Origin of the sequence: Pseudomonas sp. dw_358 (assembly GCF_018449655.1) — a bacterium.
Taxonomy (GTDB): domain Bacteria; phylum Pseudomonadota; class Gammaproteobacteria; order Pseudomonadales; family Pseudomonadaceae; genus Aquipseudomonas.
In genome coordinates, this window is the sequence record NZ_JAAVUX010000004.1 from 158,350 (window position 1) to 175,459 (window position 17,110).

Annotated in this window: 18 protein-coding genes; 8 read left to right on the forward strand and 10 right to left on the reverse strand. The window is 62.2% G+C overall.

Translation table 11 applies throughout. The annotated features are described in order from the left end of the window. Positions 1-15: 15 nt before the first annotated feature. The 4 genes from HB675_RS08390 to puuE form a co-directional block, all read right to left on the reverse strand. Positions 16-519 (reverse strand): ureidoglycolate lyase, encoded by a 504-nt coding sequence (locus HB675_RS08390; protein WP_213877598.1) that lies wholly within the window; start codon positions 517-519, stop codon positions 16-18. A 164-nt stretch (positions 520-683) separates the two neighbouring features. Then, on the reverse strand, positions 684-1,679 hold the full coding sequence (gene alc, locus HB675_RS08395) for an allantoicase (protein WP_213877600.1): 996 nt from the start codon (positions 1,677-1,679) through the stop codon (positions 684-686). Positions 1,680-1,735: 56 nt separating this feature from the next. Next, positions 1,736-2,251 carry a 2-oxo-4-hydroxy-4-carboxy-5-ureidoimidazoline decarboxylase gene (gene uraD, locus HB675_RS08400; RefSeq protein ID WP_213877602.1) on the reverse strand — a complete coding sequence of 172 codons (516 nt, stop codon included), beginning with the start codon at positions 2,249-2,251 and terminating at the stop codon, positions 1,736-1,738. Then, positions 2,248-3,177 (reverse strand): allantoinase PuuE, encoded by a 930-nt coding sequence (gene puuE / locus HB675_RS08405; protein ID WP_213877604.1) that lies wholly within the window; start codon positions 3,175-3,177, stop codon positions 2,248-2,250. The genes uraD and puuE overlap by 4 nt, the downstream gene beginning before the upstream one ends. A 386-nt stretch (positions 3,178-3,563) precedes the next feature. On the opposite strand from puuE, the gene uraH reads away from it, so the two are divergent. Both uraH and HB675_RS08415 read left to right on the forward strand, forming a co-directional pair. Further along, positions 3,564-3,917, forward strand: coding sequence for a hydroxyisourate hydrolase (gene uraH / locus HB675_RS08410; protein WP_213877606.1), 354 nt, complete (start codon positions 3,564-3,566; stop codon positions 3,915-3,917). 275 nt (positions 3,918-4,192) lie between these two features. Next, positions 4,193-5,689: a YdgA family protein gene (locus tag HB675_RS08415; RefSeq protein WP_213877608.1), complete on the forward strand. Its 1,497-nt coding sequence runs from the start codon at positions 4,193-4,195 to the stop codon at positions 5,687-5,689. Between the two features lie 41 nt (positions 5,690-5,730). Here HB675_RS08415 and HB675_RS08420 read toward each other — a convergent pair whose 3' ends face one another. After that, positions 5,731-6,357, reverse strand: a complete 627-nt coding sequence (locus tag HB675_RS08420; RefSeq protein ID WP_213877610.1) for a LysE family translocator — start codon at positions 6,355-6,357, stop codon at positions 5,731-5,733. A 66-nt stretch (positions 6,358-6,423) separates the two neighbouring features. Next, positions 6,424-7,770, reverse strand: coding sequence for an NCS2 family permease (locus tag HB675_RS08425; protein WP_213877612.1), 1,347 nt, complete (start codon positions 7,768-7,770; stop codon positions 6,424-6,426). 274 nt (positions 7,771-8,044) lie between these two features. Between HB675_RS08425 and HB675_RS08430 the strand changes: the two genes are divergently transcribed. Next, complete coding sequence (locus HB675_RS08430) at positions 8,045-8,797, forward strand: GntR family transcriptional regulator (RefSeq protein ID WP_213877614.1); 753 nt, start codon at positions 8,045-8,047, stop codon at positions 8,795-8,797. A 63-nt stretch (positions 8,798-8,860) separates the two neighbouring features. Here HB675_RS08430 and rutD read toward each other — a convergent pair whose 3' ends face one another. Genes rutD through rutA form a run of 4 tightly spaced genes read right to left on the reverse strand, consistent with a single transcriptional unit; the run spans position 8,861 to position 11,860 of the window. Next, positions 8,861-9,640 carry a pyrimidine utilization protein D gene (gene rutD, locus HB675_RS08435; RefSeq protein ID WP_213877616.1) on the reverse strand — a complete coding sequence of 260 codons (780 nt, stop codon included), beginning with the start codon at positions 9,638-9,640 and terminating at the stop codon, positions 8,861-8,863. A 16-nt stretch (positions 9,641-9,656) separates the two neighbouring features. Next, entirely contained in the window at positions 9,657-10,040 is a 384-nt protein-coding gene (gene rutC, locus HB675_RS08440) for a pyrimidine utilization protein C (protein WP_213877618.1), read from the reverse strand. Between the two features lie 9 nt (positions 10,041-10,049). Continuing rightward, positions 10,050-10,778 (reverse strand): pyrimidine utilization protein B, encoded by a 729-nt coding sequence (rutB, locus tag HB675_RS08445; protein WP_213877619.1) that lies wholly within the window; start codon positions 10,776-10,778, stop codon positions 10,050-10,052. Then, a complete protein-coding gene (rutA, locus tag HB675_RS08450) occupies positions 10,778-11,860 on the reverse strand; it encodes a pyrimidine utilization protein A (RefSeq protein WP_213877621.1) in 1,083 nt (360 codons plus the stop codon). The genes rutB and rutA overlap by 1 nt, the downstream gene beginning before the upstream one ends. Before the next feature lie 226 nt (positions 11,861-12,086). On the opposite strand from rutA, the gene rutR reads away from it, so the two are divergent. From rutR to deoA, 5 genes are all read left to right on the forward strand, one after another. Further along, positions 12,087-12,755: an HTH-type transcriptional regulator RutR gene (gene rutR / locus HB675_RS08455; protein ID WP_213877623.1), complete on the forward strand. Its 669-nt coding sequence runs from the start codon at positions 12,087-12,089 to the stop codon at positions 12,753-12,755. 337 nt (positions 12,756-13,092) lie between these two features. Beyond that, positions 13,093-14,046 carry a nucleoside-specific channel-forming protein Tsx gene (locus HB675_RS08460; protein WP_213877624.1) on the forward strand — a complete coding sequence of 318 codons (954 nt, stop codon included), beginning with the start codon at positions 13,093-13,095 and terminating at the stop codon, positions 14,044-14,046. Positions 14,047-14,071: 25 nt separating this feature from the next. Continuing rightward, positions 14,072-14,479: a cytidine deaminase gene (locus HB675_RS08465; RefSeq protein WP_213877626.1), complete on the forward strand. Its 408-nt coding sequence runs from the start codon at positions 14,072-14,074 to the stop codon at positions 14,477-14,479. Between the two features lie 22 nt (positions 14,480-14,501). Continuing rightward, positions 14,502-15,767, forward strand: coding sequence for a NupC/NupG family nucleoside CNT transporter (locus tag HB675_RS08470; RefSeq protein ID WP_213877628.1), 1,266 nt, complete (start codon positions 14,502-14,504; stop codon positions 15,765-15,767). Positions 15,768-15,782: 15 nt separating this feature from the next. After that, entirely contained in the window at positions 15,783-17,093 is a 1,311-nt protein-coding gene (deoA, locus tag HB675_RS08475; RefSeq protein WP_213877630.1) for a thymidine phosphorylase, read from the forward strand. The last annotated feature ends 17 nt before the right edge of the window (positions 17,094-17,110 follow it).

A 17,110-nucleotide genomic window follows, 5' to 3' on the forward strand; every position in this document is an offset into this window, starting at 1 on the left:
TCGCCGAGCCTTCTCTTATAGGTGGGGGGCGAGGATCAGGTGTTCTGCCTCATTGAAGAAATGCTCATCGCAGTTGTTGCCTGTGCCACTGCGATCAACCACCAGGAAGTCATCCCGCTTTTCGATCGTCAGCACCGGGTGGTGCCAGACGCCGCGATGGTAATTGATGCCCTGCGCTCCATTGCTGATGAAGGCGCGGACATGCTCCGATACCGGTACGTCGCCAATCGGCGCGACCACGATCAGAAAGGGTTTGCCGAGCAGTGGCACGAAGGCCTGGCTGCCCAGCGGATGGCGCTCCAGCATGCGCACGGTCAACGGCATCGTCAGCGCCTCGGCGCGGAAGATGCTGATGATCGCCGTGTCGTCCGGTGCGCCCAGTTGCACGTCGGCCAGACGATGGAAACGCAGGGTCGAGCCGTTGTTGATCATGAAGTGATCACTGCCGTCGGTTTCGATCACATCGCCGAAAGGGGCAAAGGCTTCTTTGGTCAGGGGCTCGATCACTAAGGTGCGCATAGGGAGTTCTTCTGTCTTGTGTAGAAACTCAGGCCATCTCCGGTGGGAGCAGGGCTTGCCTGCGATAGCATCACCACGCAGTCCAGGCAGACCTCGTCGTGTGCATCGCCGGCAAGCCTTGTTCCCACAGAGCCAGGCACCTGATCCAAGGTTGGCGCAATAAACTATCTGGCAATTTTGCCCAATACCCGCAGCCGGCTCACGCCCCCATCGGGGAACACATTCAGGCGAATATGGGTAATCGGCCCCAGCGCCCTGATCTGTTCGGCGAAGCTGTGTTCCTGATGCATCTCCAGCTTCTGGCTGGGCAACAGCTCGCGCCAGAACAGGCTTTGGGTTTCGATCTGGCTGTCGGTGCCGCCTTTGACGAAGGCACCCTGGATCGAGCAGCTGTCCGGGTAGTTGCCTTTGAAGTGCAGGGTGTCGACGACGATCTGTTCCACCACGCCGGGGTGACCCAGGGCAACGATCACCCAGTCGTTGCCGGGGGTGCGGCGCCGCGCGGTTTCCCAGCCGTCGCCCATGTTGACGCCACGGCCGGGGTTGAGGATGTTGCTCATGCGGCCGAAATGCTCGTCGGAACAGGCCAGCGCGCGGCCGCCGTTGAGGGCCGCCACCAGGTCGATCTGCTCGTTGTCGGCCACGGCCGACCAGTCACGATGGGGCACACCATAGACCCGCAGGCGAGCCACGCCGCCGTCCGGGTAGATGTTGAAGCGCAGGTGACTGAACGCTTGGCTCTGGTTGATCTCATGGTAGTGATGGCTGTTGCCTTGCAGCTCCACGGCGGCCAGTACTTCGACCCACACAGTGCTTTCGGTGGGATCGCCTTCGGCCAGGTAGCAGCCCTCCAGCGAGGCCGACGGCGGGAAGTTGCCGGTGAAGAACGAGGTGTCGATGTCCACGCCCTTGATGCTGCCGGCCACGCCCAGGCGGATCACCGCGCTGTCATACCCTTCGAAGCGCTTGCGGCGCGATTCCCAGCCGTCCATCCATTTGCCGTTGTCGTCGAACACGCCTTCCTTCCACACCGCCGGGGTGGGCTGGAACAGGCGGTTGACGTCGGCGAACCAGTCATCGGTGACCGACAGGGCCTTGGTGCCCAGGCGGGCGTCGGCCAGGTTGACGAACTTCTCGAAGGGTACGGCGTAAGCTTTCATTCTTGTCTGCCTTGAATTGGGGGCTGGGGAAGCGCGTCACACGCGCCGAAAGGTCATCAAAGGTTGTCGAGGCGAAAACGCGCAATCTTGTTGATCTCGGCCAGCGCGCAGGCAAATTCGGCTTCGGCCGAGTGATGGATGCGCGTTTCGAAGGCGGCGAGAATCTGATGCCGGTTGCTGCCCTTGACCGCCATGATGAAGGGAAAGCCGAAACGGGCCTTGTAGGCGTCGTTCAGCTCGGTGAAGCGCTGGAACTCTTCTTTGCTGCACTGGTGAATACCGGCGCCGGCTTGCTCGTCGGTGCTGGCCAGGGTCAGTTCACCCTGCACGGCGGCTTTGCCGGCCAGGTCCGGGTGGGCATTGATCAAGGCCAACTGGGCGGCGTGATCACTGCTCAAGAGCACGTCGCTCATGCGCTGATGTACGGCCTCGATCCGGTCCAGCTCGCGGGTCGCCCCCAGGTCGTAGGCCTTTTCGGCGACCCAGGGCGAGTGCTCGTAGACATCCTTGAAGGCCTCGACGAACTGCGGGCGGCTCAGGGTGGACGGCTTGAGGGTCTGGAAAGTACTCATTGCGGATCCTGCACGGTAAACGGGTGGGTGGCGTGCCAGTGGCGCGCGATGTCGACACGGCGGGTGAACCAGACTTGCTCATGGCTCTTGGCATAGGCCAGAAAGCGCTTGAGCGACGCCAGCCGCGCCGGCCGGCCGATCAGGCGGCAGTGCAGGCCGATGGAAAGCATCTTCGGCGCTTCGCTGCCCTCGGCGTAGAGCACGTCGAACGCGTCCTTGAGGTACTGGAAAAACTGGTCGCCATTGTTGAAGCCCTGGACTTGGGTAAAGCGCATGTCATTGGTGTCCAGGGTGTAGGGGATCACCAGGTGCGGCTTGCCGGTAGGGTTGTTCGGCTCCCAATAGGGCAGGTCGTCGTCGTAGGTGTCCGAGTCGTAGAGAAAGCCACCTTCTTCCATCACCAGACGGCGGGTGTTCGGCCCGGTGCGCCCGGTGTACCAGCCCAGTGGGCGTTCGCCGGTGATCTGGGTGAGAATGCGGATGGCTTCGAGCATGTGCTCGCGCTCCTGCGCCTCGTCCATGTACTGGTAGTCGATCCAGCGGTAGCCGTGGCTGCAGATCTCGTGGCCGGCCTGGACCATGGCGCGGATCACATCCGGATGGCGCTGGACGGCCATGGCCACGGCAAAGATGGTCAGCGGGATGTCGAATTCCCGGAACAGCTTGAGAATGCGCCAGACGCCGGCGCGGCTGCCGTATTCGTACAGCGACTCCATGCTCATGTTGCGCTCGCCCTGCAGGGGCTGGGCAGCGACCATCTCGGAGAGGAAGGCTTCGGATTCCTTGTCGCCGTGGAGAATGTTGCGTTCGCCGCCTTCTTCGTAATTGAGCACGAACGACAGGGCGATCCGTGCATTGCCGGGCCATTGCGGGTGGGGAGGGGTGGGACCGTAACCGATCAAGTCGCGTGGGTAGTCAGCGCTCACCGCAATATCCTTTTGTGCGTCATGGGGGTGGCGTGGCGGTTGCTGGCTGGCAGTGCTGCGCCACGACGATGGATTTATTGTATACAACTTTAGATTAAAATTGTAAGCCCGATTTTCTTGAAAACGGTGTTTTATCGCGTCTCGTCAGGCTTGCAAAAATCCTGCCTAACAGGTCAGGTAAAAGTCTGCGAGTCGGGACGGGTAGAGCACCTTCAGCATTGCGCAGGCCAGGGCGCTGTCGCTGAGCCTGAAGGCAAAAAACGGTGATATCGATCAAAATATTGTGTACAATTTTTGTTTAAACTGTCTTAATAATCGTCAAACAGGCCATTGCCCGGCCCAGCTCGGTGCAGCCTGCACCCGTCATCAAAGAGGACTGCACACCCATGGGACGTTTGACCACCCACGTACTCGACGCCGCTCACGGATGCCCCGGCAGCGCCATCAAGGTCGAGCTGTACAGCGTTCAAGGCCATGAACTGACGCTGGTCGCCGAGGCCCTGACCAACAACGACGGGCGCTGCGACGCGCCCCTGCTGGAGGGCGAGGCCTATCGCACCGGGGTTTACCAGTTGCAGTTCAGTGCCGGTGACTACTACCGCGCGCGGGGCACCGAACTGTCCAGCCAGGCCTTCCTCGATGTGGTGGTGCTGCGTTTTGGCATCGATGCCGGGCAGGACCACTACCATGTGCCGTTGCTCCTTTCGCCTTACAGCTACTCCACTTATCGCGGCAGTTAGCCTGAAAGGTCTCTTTTTATACCTGGCTGAAGGCGTGTGACGACTTCGTTGGTAACCTCGCCCGCCCACACTGCGGGCTTTTTTTTGTTCTCCACTGCACACAGGGGAAGATAAGCGCCCTCCTGCCACACCTGCTCACCGCGTCCCGGCAATCAGTGAAGAACGTGTTCCTGGCCGTTATTCGGACTGTCGTTAACCAGGGCACACAGGTAACCTTGCCCTTCACATGGCGGGCGCCTCACCGCCCGCACGAAAGGAACTCGCCAGGTCAGATCATGAGTAAAGCAGTCAAGGTCATCGCAGGAATCGTCATCGTGGTCGGCGCCGTTGCCAGTGGCGGCGCCTGGTACACCGGCACCCGGGTCGAGGGGGTCATTCGCGACGCGGTCGAGCAGGCCAACCACGAGTTGGCGCAGCGCATGGTGGGCGACAACGGCCCGGCGCATCTGGACGTGGTGTCGGTGGACCGGCATGTGTTCAGCAGCGACATCCGCTACAAGCTGGTGCTCGAAGGTGCCCATTTCAGGGTAGACGGCAAACCGCTGGAACTGGATTTCGCCGACCATCTGGAGCACGGCCCGCTGCCCTGGTCGCGGGTCCGGGCTCTGGACCTGGTGCCGGTCATGGTCGCCAGCCATTTCGACCTGGTACGCACGCCGACCACCGAGAAGTGGTTCGCTGCCACCCACGACGCAGCGCCCTTGCAGGGCCGCGCCGTGGTCGGTTATGACCGCAACACGGTGCTGGACATAAAACTGTTGCCCTTTGCCGTGGACGACGCCGGCCACCCGATGCATTTCTCCGGCGCCACCGCGCAGGTCAAGTACGGCGACGACGGCAAACGCCTCGACACCACCGGCAGCCTTGATGCCTTGCAGTTGACCTTGCCGACCCGCGGCGGTCCGATGAACCTGCAGGTCAACGGTTTCACCTTCAGCTCGGGCGGCACCAAGGGCCGCTCCGGGTTCTACCTGGGGCATACCGACGGCAAGGTGGCGCTGCTGTCCGGTCAGGTGCAAGGCCAGCCGGCCATCCAGTTCAAGGATTTCACCAGCGCCAGCCTGCTGCAGGAAGTCGATGGCAATCTGGCCGGGCAGGTCAACTATGACGTCGGCATGATCAATGTCGGCGGCAAGGAAGTCGGCTCATCGCACATGGCGGGCAAGTTCAGCAACTTCGACATCACCGCCAGTCAGGCCCTGGTGGATTTCTACCAGACCAAGGTCCTGCCCCAGGCAGCGGCCGCGCAGGCCGCCCGGGCGGGGGGGCAGCCCTATGACTTGCATCTGACGGATGCCGACCAGTTGCAACTGAGCAATGAATTGACGGCGCTGCTGGCCGGCAAGCCCCATGTCGAACTGGAAAACCTGTCGCTCAAGACCACCCATGGTGAAAGCCAGGCCAGCCTGATGCTGGACCTGACCAACCCGGGGACCTTCGACCAGCCGGCGGACGATCTGTACAAGAAGATGGTGGCCGAGTTCAAGGCCCAGGTGCTCCTGTCCAAGCCGATGATCGGCGATCTGGTCACCTTGCAGGCGCAAAGCCAGGGCATGACCGATCCGGCGGCACTGGCCAAGCAGGCTCAGGGCACGGCGGACGGTGTCGCCGGCATGGCGCAGGTGTTCGGGCTGGCGAAGGTCGAGGGTGACAACATTGTTTCGCGGCTGCACTACGTGGACGGCATGGTCGACTTCAACGGCCAGAAAATGACGCCGGAGCAATTTGCGGCTGTGATGATGGCCAAGGTGGGGCAGTTGGCGCCGCATTAAGGTCCGAAAGATGTGTTGAGGCCGCTCGCCTCAACACGATTTTATCGGCTCAACACCGCCGCCACCCCCGCCGCGCCGAACAACCCGCAACTGATCCGGTTGAACCAGCTCTGCCCGCGCCCTGTGCGCAGGTAGCGGGCCGCGCCGTGGGCACCCAGCCCGTAGGCCAGCTTGCACAGCAGGTCGAGCAAGGTCCAGGTGATGATCATCACCAGCAGTTGCCCGGGCAAGGGCTGCTCTGCGCTGAGAAACTGCGGCAGAAATGCGGCAAAGAACAGGATGTCCTTGGGGTTGCTCGCGCCCAGCACAAAGGCACGGCCGAACAGTGCACCGAAACGCGGCGCAGGCAGATCGCCCGGGACCTCCTGGCCGTGAGCCGGTTGCCGGGATTGCTGCCAGCTTTGCCAGGCGAGATAGAACAGGTACAGCCCGCCGACAATTTTCAACCCGCCAAATACCCGCTCGGAGGCCATCAGCAAGGCCCCCAGCCCTAGCGCCGAGGCGCTGAGCAGGCAGATCGAGGCGCTGACGCCACCGAGAAACGCCGGGTAGGAACGACGCAGCCCGTAATTCAGGCTATTGCCGATCATCAGCAGCGACAAAGGACCGGGAATCAGAATGACCACCAGCGCCGCGCCGCTGAACAGCAGCCAGGTTTCCAGACTCATCGCGTGTTCTCCTTGCAGACAAAAGCCCCGCCCTGAAGGGCGAGGCTTTTTTAATCGTATGGGTGTTTAAAGGTATACAAACTTGGCGATGAATATCGCACAAAGGACCCACAGACTCACGGAGATTTCTCTGTGTCGTCCGGTCCCGGCCTTGAGCACCACGTAGGTGATGAAGCCCAGGGCGATGCCGTCGGCCACGGAGAACGTCAGCGGCATCATGATCGCCGTGACGATCGCCGGAATGCTGTCGGTGGCTTCCTCCCAGTTGATATGGGCCAGACCGCCCATCATCAGCATGGCCACGTAGATCAGCGCCCCGGCGGTGGCATAGGCAGGGATCATCCCGGCCAGCGGAGCAAAGAACATCGCGGCGATGAACAGCACGCCGACGGTCACTGCCGTGAGGCCGGTGCGGCCCCCGGCCGCGACACCGGCGGCGCTTTCCACGTAGCTGGTCACGGGCGGCACGCCCACCAGCGCGCCGAGCACGCTGGACGCGCTGTCGGCCTTGAGCGCCCGGGACAGGTTCTCGATGCGCCCGTCGGCATTGACCAGACCCGCCCGCTGGGCCACGCCCATCAGGGTGCCGGCGGTGTCGAACATGTGCACGAACAGGAACGCCAGCACCACGCTGATCATGCTGACGTTGAATACGCCCTTGATGTCCATGGCCAGCCAGGTGGGCGCCAGGCTCGGTGGCAGCGAGTAGATCCCGCTGTACTGCACCAGGCCCAGGCCCCAGCCGGCGAGGGTCACGGCAATGATGCTGATCAGGATTGCGCCAAACACCCGGTGATAGCTGAGCACCGCGATCAGCAGGAAGCACACCGCCGTCAGCAGCGGGCCGGGTTCACGCAGGGAGCCGAGCTTGATCAGGGTGGCGGGGCTGGCAACGATGATGCCGGAGGTTTTCAGGCCGATGACCCCGAGGAACAGACCCACCCCCGCGCCCATGGCGTAGCGCAAGCTGACGGGGATGCTGTTGAGCAACCATTCACGGACCCGCGACACGGTGAGGATCATGAACAGCACCCCTGAGACGAACACCGCACCCAAAGCGGTCTCCCAGTGGTAGCCCATGGTGCCGACCACGGTGTAGGTGAAGAAGGCGTTGAGGCCCATGCCCGGTGCCAGGCCCACCGGCCAGTTGGCGTAGAGGCCCATGAGCAGGCAGCCCAGGGCAGCGGCAATGCAGGTGGCGACGAATGCCGCGCCATGGTCGATGCCCGCATCGGCCATGATGTTGGGGTTGACGAATATGATGTAGGCCATGGTGATGAAGGTGGTCACGCCGGCCAGCATTTCGGTCTTGACGGTGGTGCCATGCAGCTTGAGTTTGAAAATCCGCTCCAGCCAGCTGTTGCCGACGGGTGCGAGATCCAGCGTAGGGGCTTCGGATTTGGGGCTTTCCACAGCGGGTTACTCCTCAAGACTTTCTTGTTTTTGGCGAAGCACATCGCGAGGTTCGTGCTTCGTGAGGTATCGAAGGCAGTGAGTTGACCATAAAGTCAGGAACTGTCTCGAAGCGGATTATGCTTTTGTATACAAAGAATGCAAATACTGTTTTTAATATTGTGCGCGAACGGTCGGGTGAAACCTGTGGCCCATCGCCCCGCGCATGACCTGACAGACCACGACGGCGCTGTGTACAATGCCCCGACTGCCGATCCATCGCCCCCGAGTCCCCATGAACGAACAGCTGCAACCCCTCAAGAAAGCGTCGCGTGCCAGCAAGGTCGGGCGCAGTGGCACCCAGGATGACATCGTCTATGCGCACATTTTCGAGGCGATCCTCGAGCAGCGCCTGGCACCGGGTACCAAATTGAGCGAGGAAGCCCTGGGCGAGATCTTTGGTGTGAGCCGCACCATCATCCGTCGCTCATTGTCGCGGCTGGCCCATGAAGGGGTGGTGTTGTTGCGCCCCAACCGCGGTGCGGTGGTGGCCAGCCCCAGCGTGGACGAAGCCAGGCAAGTGTTCTTCGCCCGGCGGCTGGTGGAAAAAGCCATCACTGAACTGGCCGTGGAACACGCCAGTGCCGAGCAGTTGGCAGAACTGCGGCAGATGGTACGCGACGAGCGCGACAGTTTCTCCCGTGGCGACCGTGGCGCCGGCATTCGCCTGTCCGGCGAGTTCCACCTCAAGCTCGCCGAGGCCGCTCGCAACACGCCCTTGATCAGCTTCCAGCGCAGCCTGGTGTCGCAGACTTCATTGATCATCGCCCAGTACGAAGGCGGCAACCGCTCGCACTGTTCCTACGATGAACACACCCAGCTGATCGACGCCATCGAGGCGCGCAACCTCAAGCTGGCGGTGGAATTGATGATGCATCACATGGACCATATCGACAGCAAGCTCAACCTCGACGAAGAGAGCGCGTCGGATGATCTGCATGCGGTGTTTTCGCATTTGATGTTGGGGAAGAAGCCGACCAGGGGTTGAAACATCGGGCCTCTTCGCGTGCAAGCTTGCCCGCGAAGAGGCCGGTCGCCTCACCCTCCGTTGTCAGTTCTGCTCCTGCACAAACGCCAGCAACACCTCGTTGAATACCCCTGGATCACTCACACTCGACGCATGCCCGCCATAGGTCAGCACCTTCAGCTCCGCCCGCGGCATGCGCGCAGCCAGGCGTTCGGATTGCTGCCACGGCACCAGCATGTCGTCGCGGTTGGCGATCACCAGCGTCGGTGTGGTGATGTCCGCGAGCCGCCCATCCACATCGAACGCCTGTAGCGCTGCGATTCGCTTGAGCAGATTGCCCGGCTCGGGGAAATGCGCCAACGCATGGGCGTCGTCTTCGGCCAATTGCGCGCTGTGGGCGGCGATCCAGTCCGCCGGGTACAGAAACAGCGCCTGGGCCTGTACATAAGCTGCCGGGCCGCTATCGCGCAGCAAGGTCTTGCGCACCGCGAAGCAGCGGGCGCTGTGGTCGTTCGGACGGCTCCAGGCGTTGATCAGCACCTGGCTTTGCAGCAGCGACGGCCGTTGCAGGGCCATCTCCAGCCCCACCAGCCCACCCAGCGCATGCCCAATGAAATGGCAGCGCTCGATCTTCAGACTGTCCAGCAGGGCCAGCACTTCACGGGCCATGTCGCCGATGCTGTAGCCCTCGGGCAGGGTCGCCGGCGACCGGCCGCAGCCGCTCTGGTCGTATAGCACCACACGGTAGTTCTCCAGCAGCACCGGCAACTGCGGCCCCCAGAAACGCGCCGAGCCGCCCAGCCCGGAGCTGAACACCAGCGTGGGCGCAGCGGGGTCGGTGCGTCCGAGAATTTCGTGATACATGGGTCAATCCTTTTCGTTAGCCGATATGAGCGATGCTGGCGATTTCGATCAGCGCCTCCGGTTTGACCAGGCCGCACTGGATGCAATAGCGCGCTGGTTTTTCCCCGGCAAAATATTCGGCGTAGACCCGGTTGATCGCCGCGTAGTCAGCCCAGTCGCGCAGCATGATCATGTTGAAGGTGACGTCGTCCAACGTGCCGCCGGCGGTTTCGATGACGCTTTTGATGGTCTCCAGCACATGCCGGGTCTGGGCGCCGGCATCGCCGACGTGGACCACGTTGTTGTCCTTGTCGAAGGGCAGGGTGCCGGAGACATACAGCACGCCATCGGCCATGGAGCCGGGTACGAAGGGGGCAATGGGCACGCCGGTGCCGGCAGGGATGATCGCTTTCTTGGTCATGGCACTTCCTTAATGATCAGTGTCGGCGGCGAAGGTGGTGCAGAAGTCATCCACGCTGGACACCCAGCCAAAGAAGGTCTCGATGTTGAACAGCGCCGCCTGTTGCGCGTAGGCAGGCCCGGCCTGATGGGTGGCGTCGGCCAGCACCACGCCGAAGTATTCGAGGAAGAAACCGTCGCGCAGGGTCGACTCCACGCAGACGTTGGTGGCAATGCCGGTGAACACCAGATTGCGGATGCCGCGGCTGCGCATCAGGCTGTCGAAGTTGGTGTTGAAGAAACCGCTGTAGCGGGTCTTGGGCACCACCATGTCGCCGGGCTGCGGGGTCAGTTCGTCCACCAGTTGATAGTCCCATCCGCCCTTGGCCAGTAAGGTGCCTTGCAACTCCGGCCGCTGGCGCATGGTTTTCAGGGCGTTGGATTTATGCCAGTTCGGCGAGCCGGGGCCGCCGGCCTCGACGTAGGCCGGGTCCCAGCCGTTCTGGAAGAACACCACCGGCATGCCGGCGGCGCGGGCGGCGGTCAGGGCCTTCTGGATATTGGCGATCACCGGGCCCGTGGTGCTGACATCAAAGCCCGCCAGGTCCAGGTAGCCGCCGAGGGTGGAGTAGGCATTCTGCATGTCCACCACCACCAATGCGGTTTCGTGGGCCTTGAGGTTCAAGGCTTCCGGGCGAGCGGGCAGGGTGCGGGTGGGCCGTTCGAGCAGGGCGGGGGCGTAACCGGATACGTGGCTCATCAGGCAGACTCCTGGACGGCGGTGATATGGCGGCGGCTGTTCATCAGCGGCTGGATTTTCTGGCCAAAGTTCTCTACCCCCAGCACGAAGTCATCGAAGGTCAGCATCACGCCTTGGGCGCCGGGCACGGTTGCCACCTCGTCGAGCATGCGCGCGACACTGGCCCAGGAGCCCACCAGAGTGCCCATGTTGATGTTGACCGCAGAGGTCGGGTCGGCCATTTGGCGCATGTTCGAGCCGGGGCTCTGGTCGGCGGCGCCTTTCTCGCCCAGCCAGGCGATGGCCTCCTGATCGACCCCGGCCTTGTAGTACTCCCAACGCTCGTGGGCAGCGGCATCGGTGTCGGCGGCGATGATCATGAACAACGGAAACGAGGTGACGTTGCGCCCGGTTTTCAGGTTGGCGTCGATCAGCTTCTGGGCGGTGGGGGCGAACGCGGTGGGGGTGTTCACGCCCTTGCCGAAGCAGAAGTTGTAGTCGGCGTACTGTGATGAGAAGGCCATGCCGGCCTCGCTCTGCCCGGCGCAGATGATTTTCATATCGGCCTTGGGGATGGGGCTCACCCGGCAGTCGGTCATGGTGAAATGCTTGCCCTTGAGGTCACTCGTGCCGCTGGCCCAGAGATCGCGCAGGACCTGGGCATATTCGGCCAGGTATTCGTAGCGAGTGCCGAAGAATTCGTCGCCGGGCCACAGGCCCATCTGCTCGTATTCCGGCTTCTGCCAGCCGGTGACCAGGTTGATGCCGAAACGGCCGTTGGAGATGGAATCGATGGTCGAGGCCATGCGCGCGACGATGGCCGGAGGCAGGGTCAGGGTGGCTGCCGTTGCATACAACTGAATGCGGCTGGTGACAGCGGCCAGGCCGGCCATCAAGGTAAATGATTCGAGGTTGTGTTCCCAGAACTCGGTCTTGCCGCCGAAGCCGCGCAACTTGATCATTGACAGCGCAAAGTCCAGACCATGGCGCTCGGCGCGTTGCACGATCTCTTTGTTGAGTTCGAAGGTGGGCATGTATTGGGGGGCGTTTTCGGAAATCAACCAGCCGTTGTTGCCGATGGGGATGAAGACACCAATGTCCATGAGCGAGACCTCTGTCGTACGGGGCGAGATCTACGGGATCTGCATATAGCAGGCCATGTTTTTTTTAGTGTTTTCTATCAACGGCTTGAGATCAGTGGTTGCTTACACAAGACCATTCGGTCTGAAAAAGAGCACTTGGTTTGTGCGTGTATGCTCGGGGATGGGGCATGGCCCTCGCGAAGAAACAAGGTAAAGTGCCACCATTGCATTCGCGGAACTCACCGGTATGAAAGAGCCCAAACCCGCCAAGACCACGCGCACCCCCAGCGCCGCCACCCTCAGCCGCCGCAGCCGTCTGGTCGAAGGAAAACGCACTGCCATCCTCGACGCGGCGCTGCAGATCTTCTCTCGCTTCGGCCTGCACGGTACCAGCCTTGATCAGGTCGCCACCGCAGCGGATGTCTCGAAAACCAACCTGCTGTACTACTTCGCCAGCAAAGAAGAACTGTACCTCAGCGTGCTGCGCCAGTTGCTCGAGGTATGGTTGTTGCCCCTGCGCGGGTTCACGCTGGAGCAGGACCCCATCGTCGCCATTGCCGACTACATCCGCATCAAGCTGGAACTCTCCCGCGACCATCCCGCCGAGTCGCGCTTGTTCTGCCTGGAGATCATCCAGGGGGCGCCCTTGCTCCTGAGTGAACTGGAGCAGCCACTGCGCGAGACCGTCGACGCCAAGGTCGCGGTGATACAAGGCTGGATCGACGCTGGCAAGCTGGCACCGGTGGCGCCGTACCACCTGATCTTTTCGCTATGGGCAACCACCCAGCATTACACCGACTTCCGCACCCAGATCGATGCCGTCACTGGCAAGACCCTCGACGACCCGGTGTTCTTCAATGAGGTACTGGAAGGGGTGCAGAAGCTGTTCATTGATGGCATTCGGCCCAGGCCTTGAGGCATTAGTGCCAAAGTGCAGGCTGTGCGCCCCGAAAGCGCGCAGCGTGCACAAACCAGGTGCTCCGAAGTAGATCGTTTGGTCAAACTCTGGCATTGTTCGGGGCACAAGCCAATGAAACCAAAGACAATAAGAACATGGCACACAAACTGCTATCTCCCAGCCCTGTCAACGCGCATCAATTCAGCGACCGGCGTCATGGTCGAGCGTCTGGAAGTTGATGCTTCTCTGCCTCGCGCAGAACAGTAAAACCACGCGATGTGCCGATCACCGGTTTTGACCGGCGACGCAGAAGTGTGCGCGCTGAATAACCCTGAACTTTGAAGGATCAAGGAGTATGGCGGTGGCAGTGAACAAGAAAATCAAAGTTGCAAACGTTTGCGTAGGGCTGGGCTGGAGCGTGGCAGCCGCCACGGGGTGGGCCGCCCAGGCCCCGGCCGACGGCGCCGACAGCGCCCAGGGGCAAGGGTTGAGTTATGACGTAGCGCCGCCCGTGGACAATAAGAAAACCGCGCCCTGGTATAACCAGAACCTGACGATGATCGGCAGCAAGGACATCAGTTTCGGCCCTCGACCCTCGGATGATATCTACCTGGAATACGAGTATTTCGGTCGCAAGGGGCCCTTCGAGTTGTACGGTTATATCGACGCGCCAAAAATCCTCGGCATTGGCAACAGCCATGACAGCGGCGCCTGGGACAAGGGCTCGCCCATCTTCATGGAGCACGAACCGCGGATATCCATCGATGAACTGTTGGGTCGCAAGTTGGGCTTCGGCCCATTCAAGGAGTTCTACGTCGCCTTCGACTGGATCTACGACAACGGTCATAATCGCGCCGGCCGGGCCAACACCCTGTACAGCGGCTTCGGCACCGATATCGAGACCCACTCGCGGGTCAACCTCTCGGCCAATCTTTACGCGCGGCGCCAGTTCGAGAACTATGGCGCGGCCAACGAATATGCCTGGGACGGTTACCGGGCACAGCTCAAATACGTAGTGCCGATCAATAAGTTCAACAACGGTGCCTCGTTGACCTACATCGGCTTCACCAACTTCGACTTCGGCTCCGACCTGCATGAGCAGTCCGGTCCGTCACGCACCGACAACGCCACGGTGGCCACCAACGTGTTCCTGTACTCCTTCACCCATCTGCGTTTCATGGCGGTAGGGCGCTACTTTCATAACGGCGGCAATTGGAAGGACGGCACCGAGCTTAACTTCGGCGACGGCAATTTCGAGGCCCGCTCCACCGGCTGGGGTTATTACTTCGGCGTGGGTTACCAGTTCTGACATTGACCACACCCAGGAGCCTGACATGACGATTTCCAGTGAGCATGCGCCATTGCTCGAAGCGGCCCGAGCCGCCGCCGAGGCGACCTATTCACCTTATTCGCACTTCCCGGTGGGCGCGGCCCTGCTGGGCGCCAACGGTGAGGTGATCAAGGGCTGCAATGTCGAAAACATTTCCTATGGCCTGACCAACTGCGCCGAGCGCAGCGCACTGTTCAGCGCCATTTCCCAAGGCCAGGTGCCGCGCAGCTTCAAGGTCATGGCGGTGTACGCGCCCAAGGTCGAGCTGATCAGCCCCTGCGGTGCCTGTCGCCAGGTGCTGCTGGAACTGATGGCCCCTGACGCACTGATCCTCTGCCAAGGCAGCGACCCGGAGCAGTCCCGCACCTGGACCCTGGAACAGTTGTTGCCTGGCGCCTTCAACGCCTTTTGATCCTTTCGATGGAACCGACTTTATGATCAGTCTGCTTGGCATTGTGGTACTCGTCCTGATTGCGTTGGCGTTGTCCACCCGGCGTCGCGCCATCCAGTGGCGAACGGTGAGCGGGGCGTTCATCATCCAGGTGGCGATCGGCGCTTTCGCCCTCTACGTGCCTTGGGGCCAGGCCCTTCTCGCGGATCTGGCCGGCGCGGTATCGTCGTTGCAGTCCTATGCCAACCAGGGCATCGAGTTTATGTTTGGCGGGCTCGGCTCGCCGAAGATGTTCGAGGTCTTCGGCAGCGGCGGTTTCGTCTTCGCCATCAAGGTGCTGCCGGTGATCGTGTTCTTCGGCAGCTTCATCTCGGTGATGTACTACATCGGCGTGATGGGTTGGATCATCCGCATCGTCGGCGGCTTTCTGCACGTGGTGTTGCGCACCAGCCGGGTCGAATCCATGGCGGTGACCTCGGCCGTGTTCATCGGCCAGTCGGAAGTGCCGCTGGTGGTGCGTCCGTTCATTGCCCAGATGACCCGTTCGGAGCTGTTTACGGTGATGGTCGGGGGCTTCGCCGCCGTGGCCGGCTCCGTGCTGCTGGGCTACGCCGGACTCGGGGTAGACCTGCGGTATCTGATCGCGGCCTGTTTCATGGCGGCGCCCGGCGCACTGTTGATGGCCAAGCTGATGGAGCCCGAGACCGAAGAGGTGGTGGAAGCCCAGGCGCTGGATGTACTGGACGACAAGGAGAGCAAGCCGGCCAACATCGTCGATGCCGCCGCCGAAGGGGCACAGGTCGGCTTGCGCCTGGCCATGGCGGTCGGTGCCATGCTGCTGGCCTTCATCGGCCTGATTGCCTTGCTCAACGGCCTGCTGGGCTGGGCTGGCGGCTGGGTAGGCTTCCCGCACCTGACCTTGCAATTGATTCTCGGCTACCTGCTGGCCCCGGTGGCCTTCATCATCGGCGTGCCATGGAACGAGTGCGTGCTGGCGGGCGGCTTCATCGGACAGAAGTTGATCCTCAACGAGTTTGTCGCCTACGCCGACCTGGGCAACTACCTGACCGCCGAGCGTGCGGCCCAGGCCAACGTGCCGCTGTTGTCGGCTCATACTCAGGTGATCGTGACCTTCGCCCTGTGCGGCTTCGCCAACCTGTCGTCGATTGCCATTCAACTGGCCGGCCTGAGCGGGATCGCACCGCAGCGGCGCCATGAACTGGCGAAACTGGGCTTTCGGGCCATGGTCGGTGGCACTTTGTCCAACCTGATGAGCGCCGCCATCGTCGGTTTCTTCATTTCCCTGTGAACAAGGAGCATGCCCATGTGGATGGCCCAGGAAGTCATCCGTCGCAAACGCGACGGCCAGGTACTGGACAATGACGACATCCGCCGCTTTGTCGCGGGCATCGCCGACCATAGCCTGGGGGACGCCCAGGTGGCGGCGTTCGCCATGGCGGTATGGCTCAAGGGCCTGCAGCTCAATGAACGCATTGCCCTGACGGTCGCCATGCGCGACTCGGGGGAGGTGTGGCAGTGGACGCTGCCAGGTCCCGTAGTGGACAAGCATTCCACCGGCGGCGTCGGGGACTTCGTGAGCTTGCTGCTGGCGCCGCTGCTGGCCGCCTGCGGTTGCTATGTGCCGATGATTTCCGGCCGGGGGCTGGGCCACACCGGCGGGACCCTGGACAAGTTGCAGAGCATTCCCGGCTACGATTGCAGCCCGAGCAGCGAGCGCCTGCGCGAGGTGGTCAGCGAGGTTGGCTGCGCCATTGTCGGCCCCACGGCGACCTTGGCCGCAGCCGACAAGCGCCTGTACGCCATTCGCGATGTCACGGCGACGGTGGAGTCCGTGGACTTGATCACTGCGTCCATCCTCGCCAAGAAACTTGCCGCCGGCCTGCAAGTGCTGGTCATGGACGTCAAGACCGGCAACGGTGCGTTCATGGCCGAGGCCGACCAGGCCCGGGAACTGGCCCGCAGCATCGTCGAAGTGGCCAACGGCGCCGGGTTACGCACCTGTGCGCTGATCACCGACATGAACCAACCGCTGGCTCGCAGTGCCGGCAATGCGCTGGAAGTGGCTGAAGCCATCGCCCTGCTCAAGGGTGAGGTGCGCAGCGAGCGTCTTTGGCAGGTGACCCTGGCCCTGGCCGAGCAGGCGCTGATCATGGCCGGGCGCGCGCCGAGTCCGGCCCAGGCCCGCAAGCAACTGCTGCAGGCCTGGAGCAGCGGCGCCGCCTTGCAGCGCTTCCAGCGCATGGTCACCGCTTTGGGCGGGCCGGCGGACCTGTGTGAGCGACCTGAGTATCACTTGCCTGTGGCGCCGATCCGCTTCGCCGTCTGGGCGCAGGCCAGCGGCTATGTAGTGGGGATCGATACCCGTAACCTTGGCCTGGCCGTGGTGGCCCTGGGAGGTGGACGCCAGCAGCCTGATGACCTCGTCGACCTGTCGGTGGGCTTCAGCGAACTGGCCTTGCCTGGCGACCTGGTCGGCGAACAAAGACCGTTAGGCTGGGTGCATGCGTCCTCCCGGGGTCATGCCGAAGAGGCTGCCAACGAGTTGCGCGCGGCCTACCGCCTGGGCCCGGAACCGGTGGTGTCCGAAGCCCTGATTCATGAACACCTCATCTGATGACCACACTCTCTAAG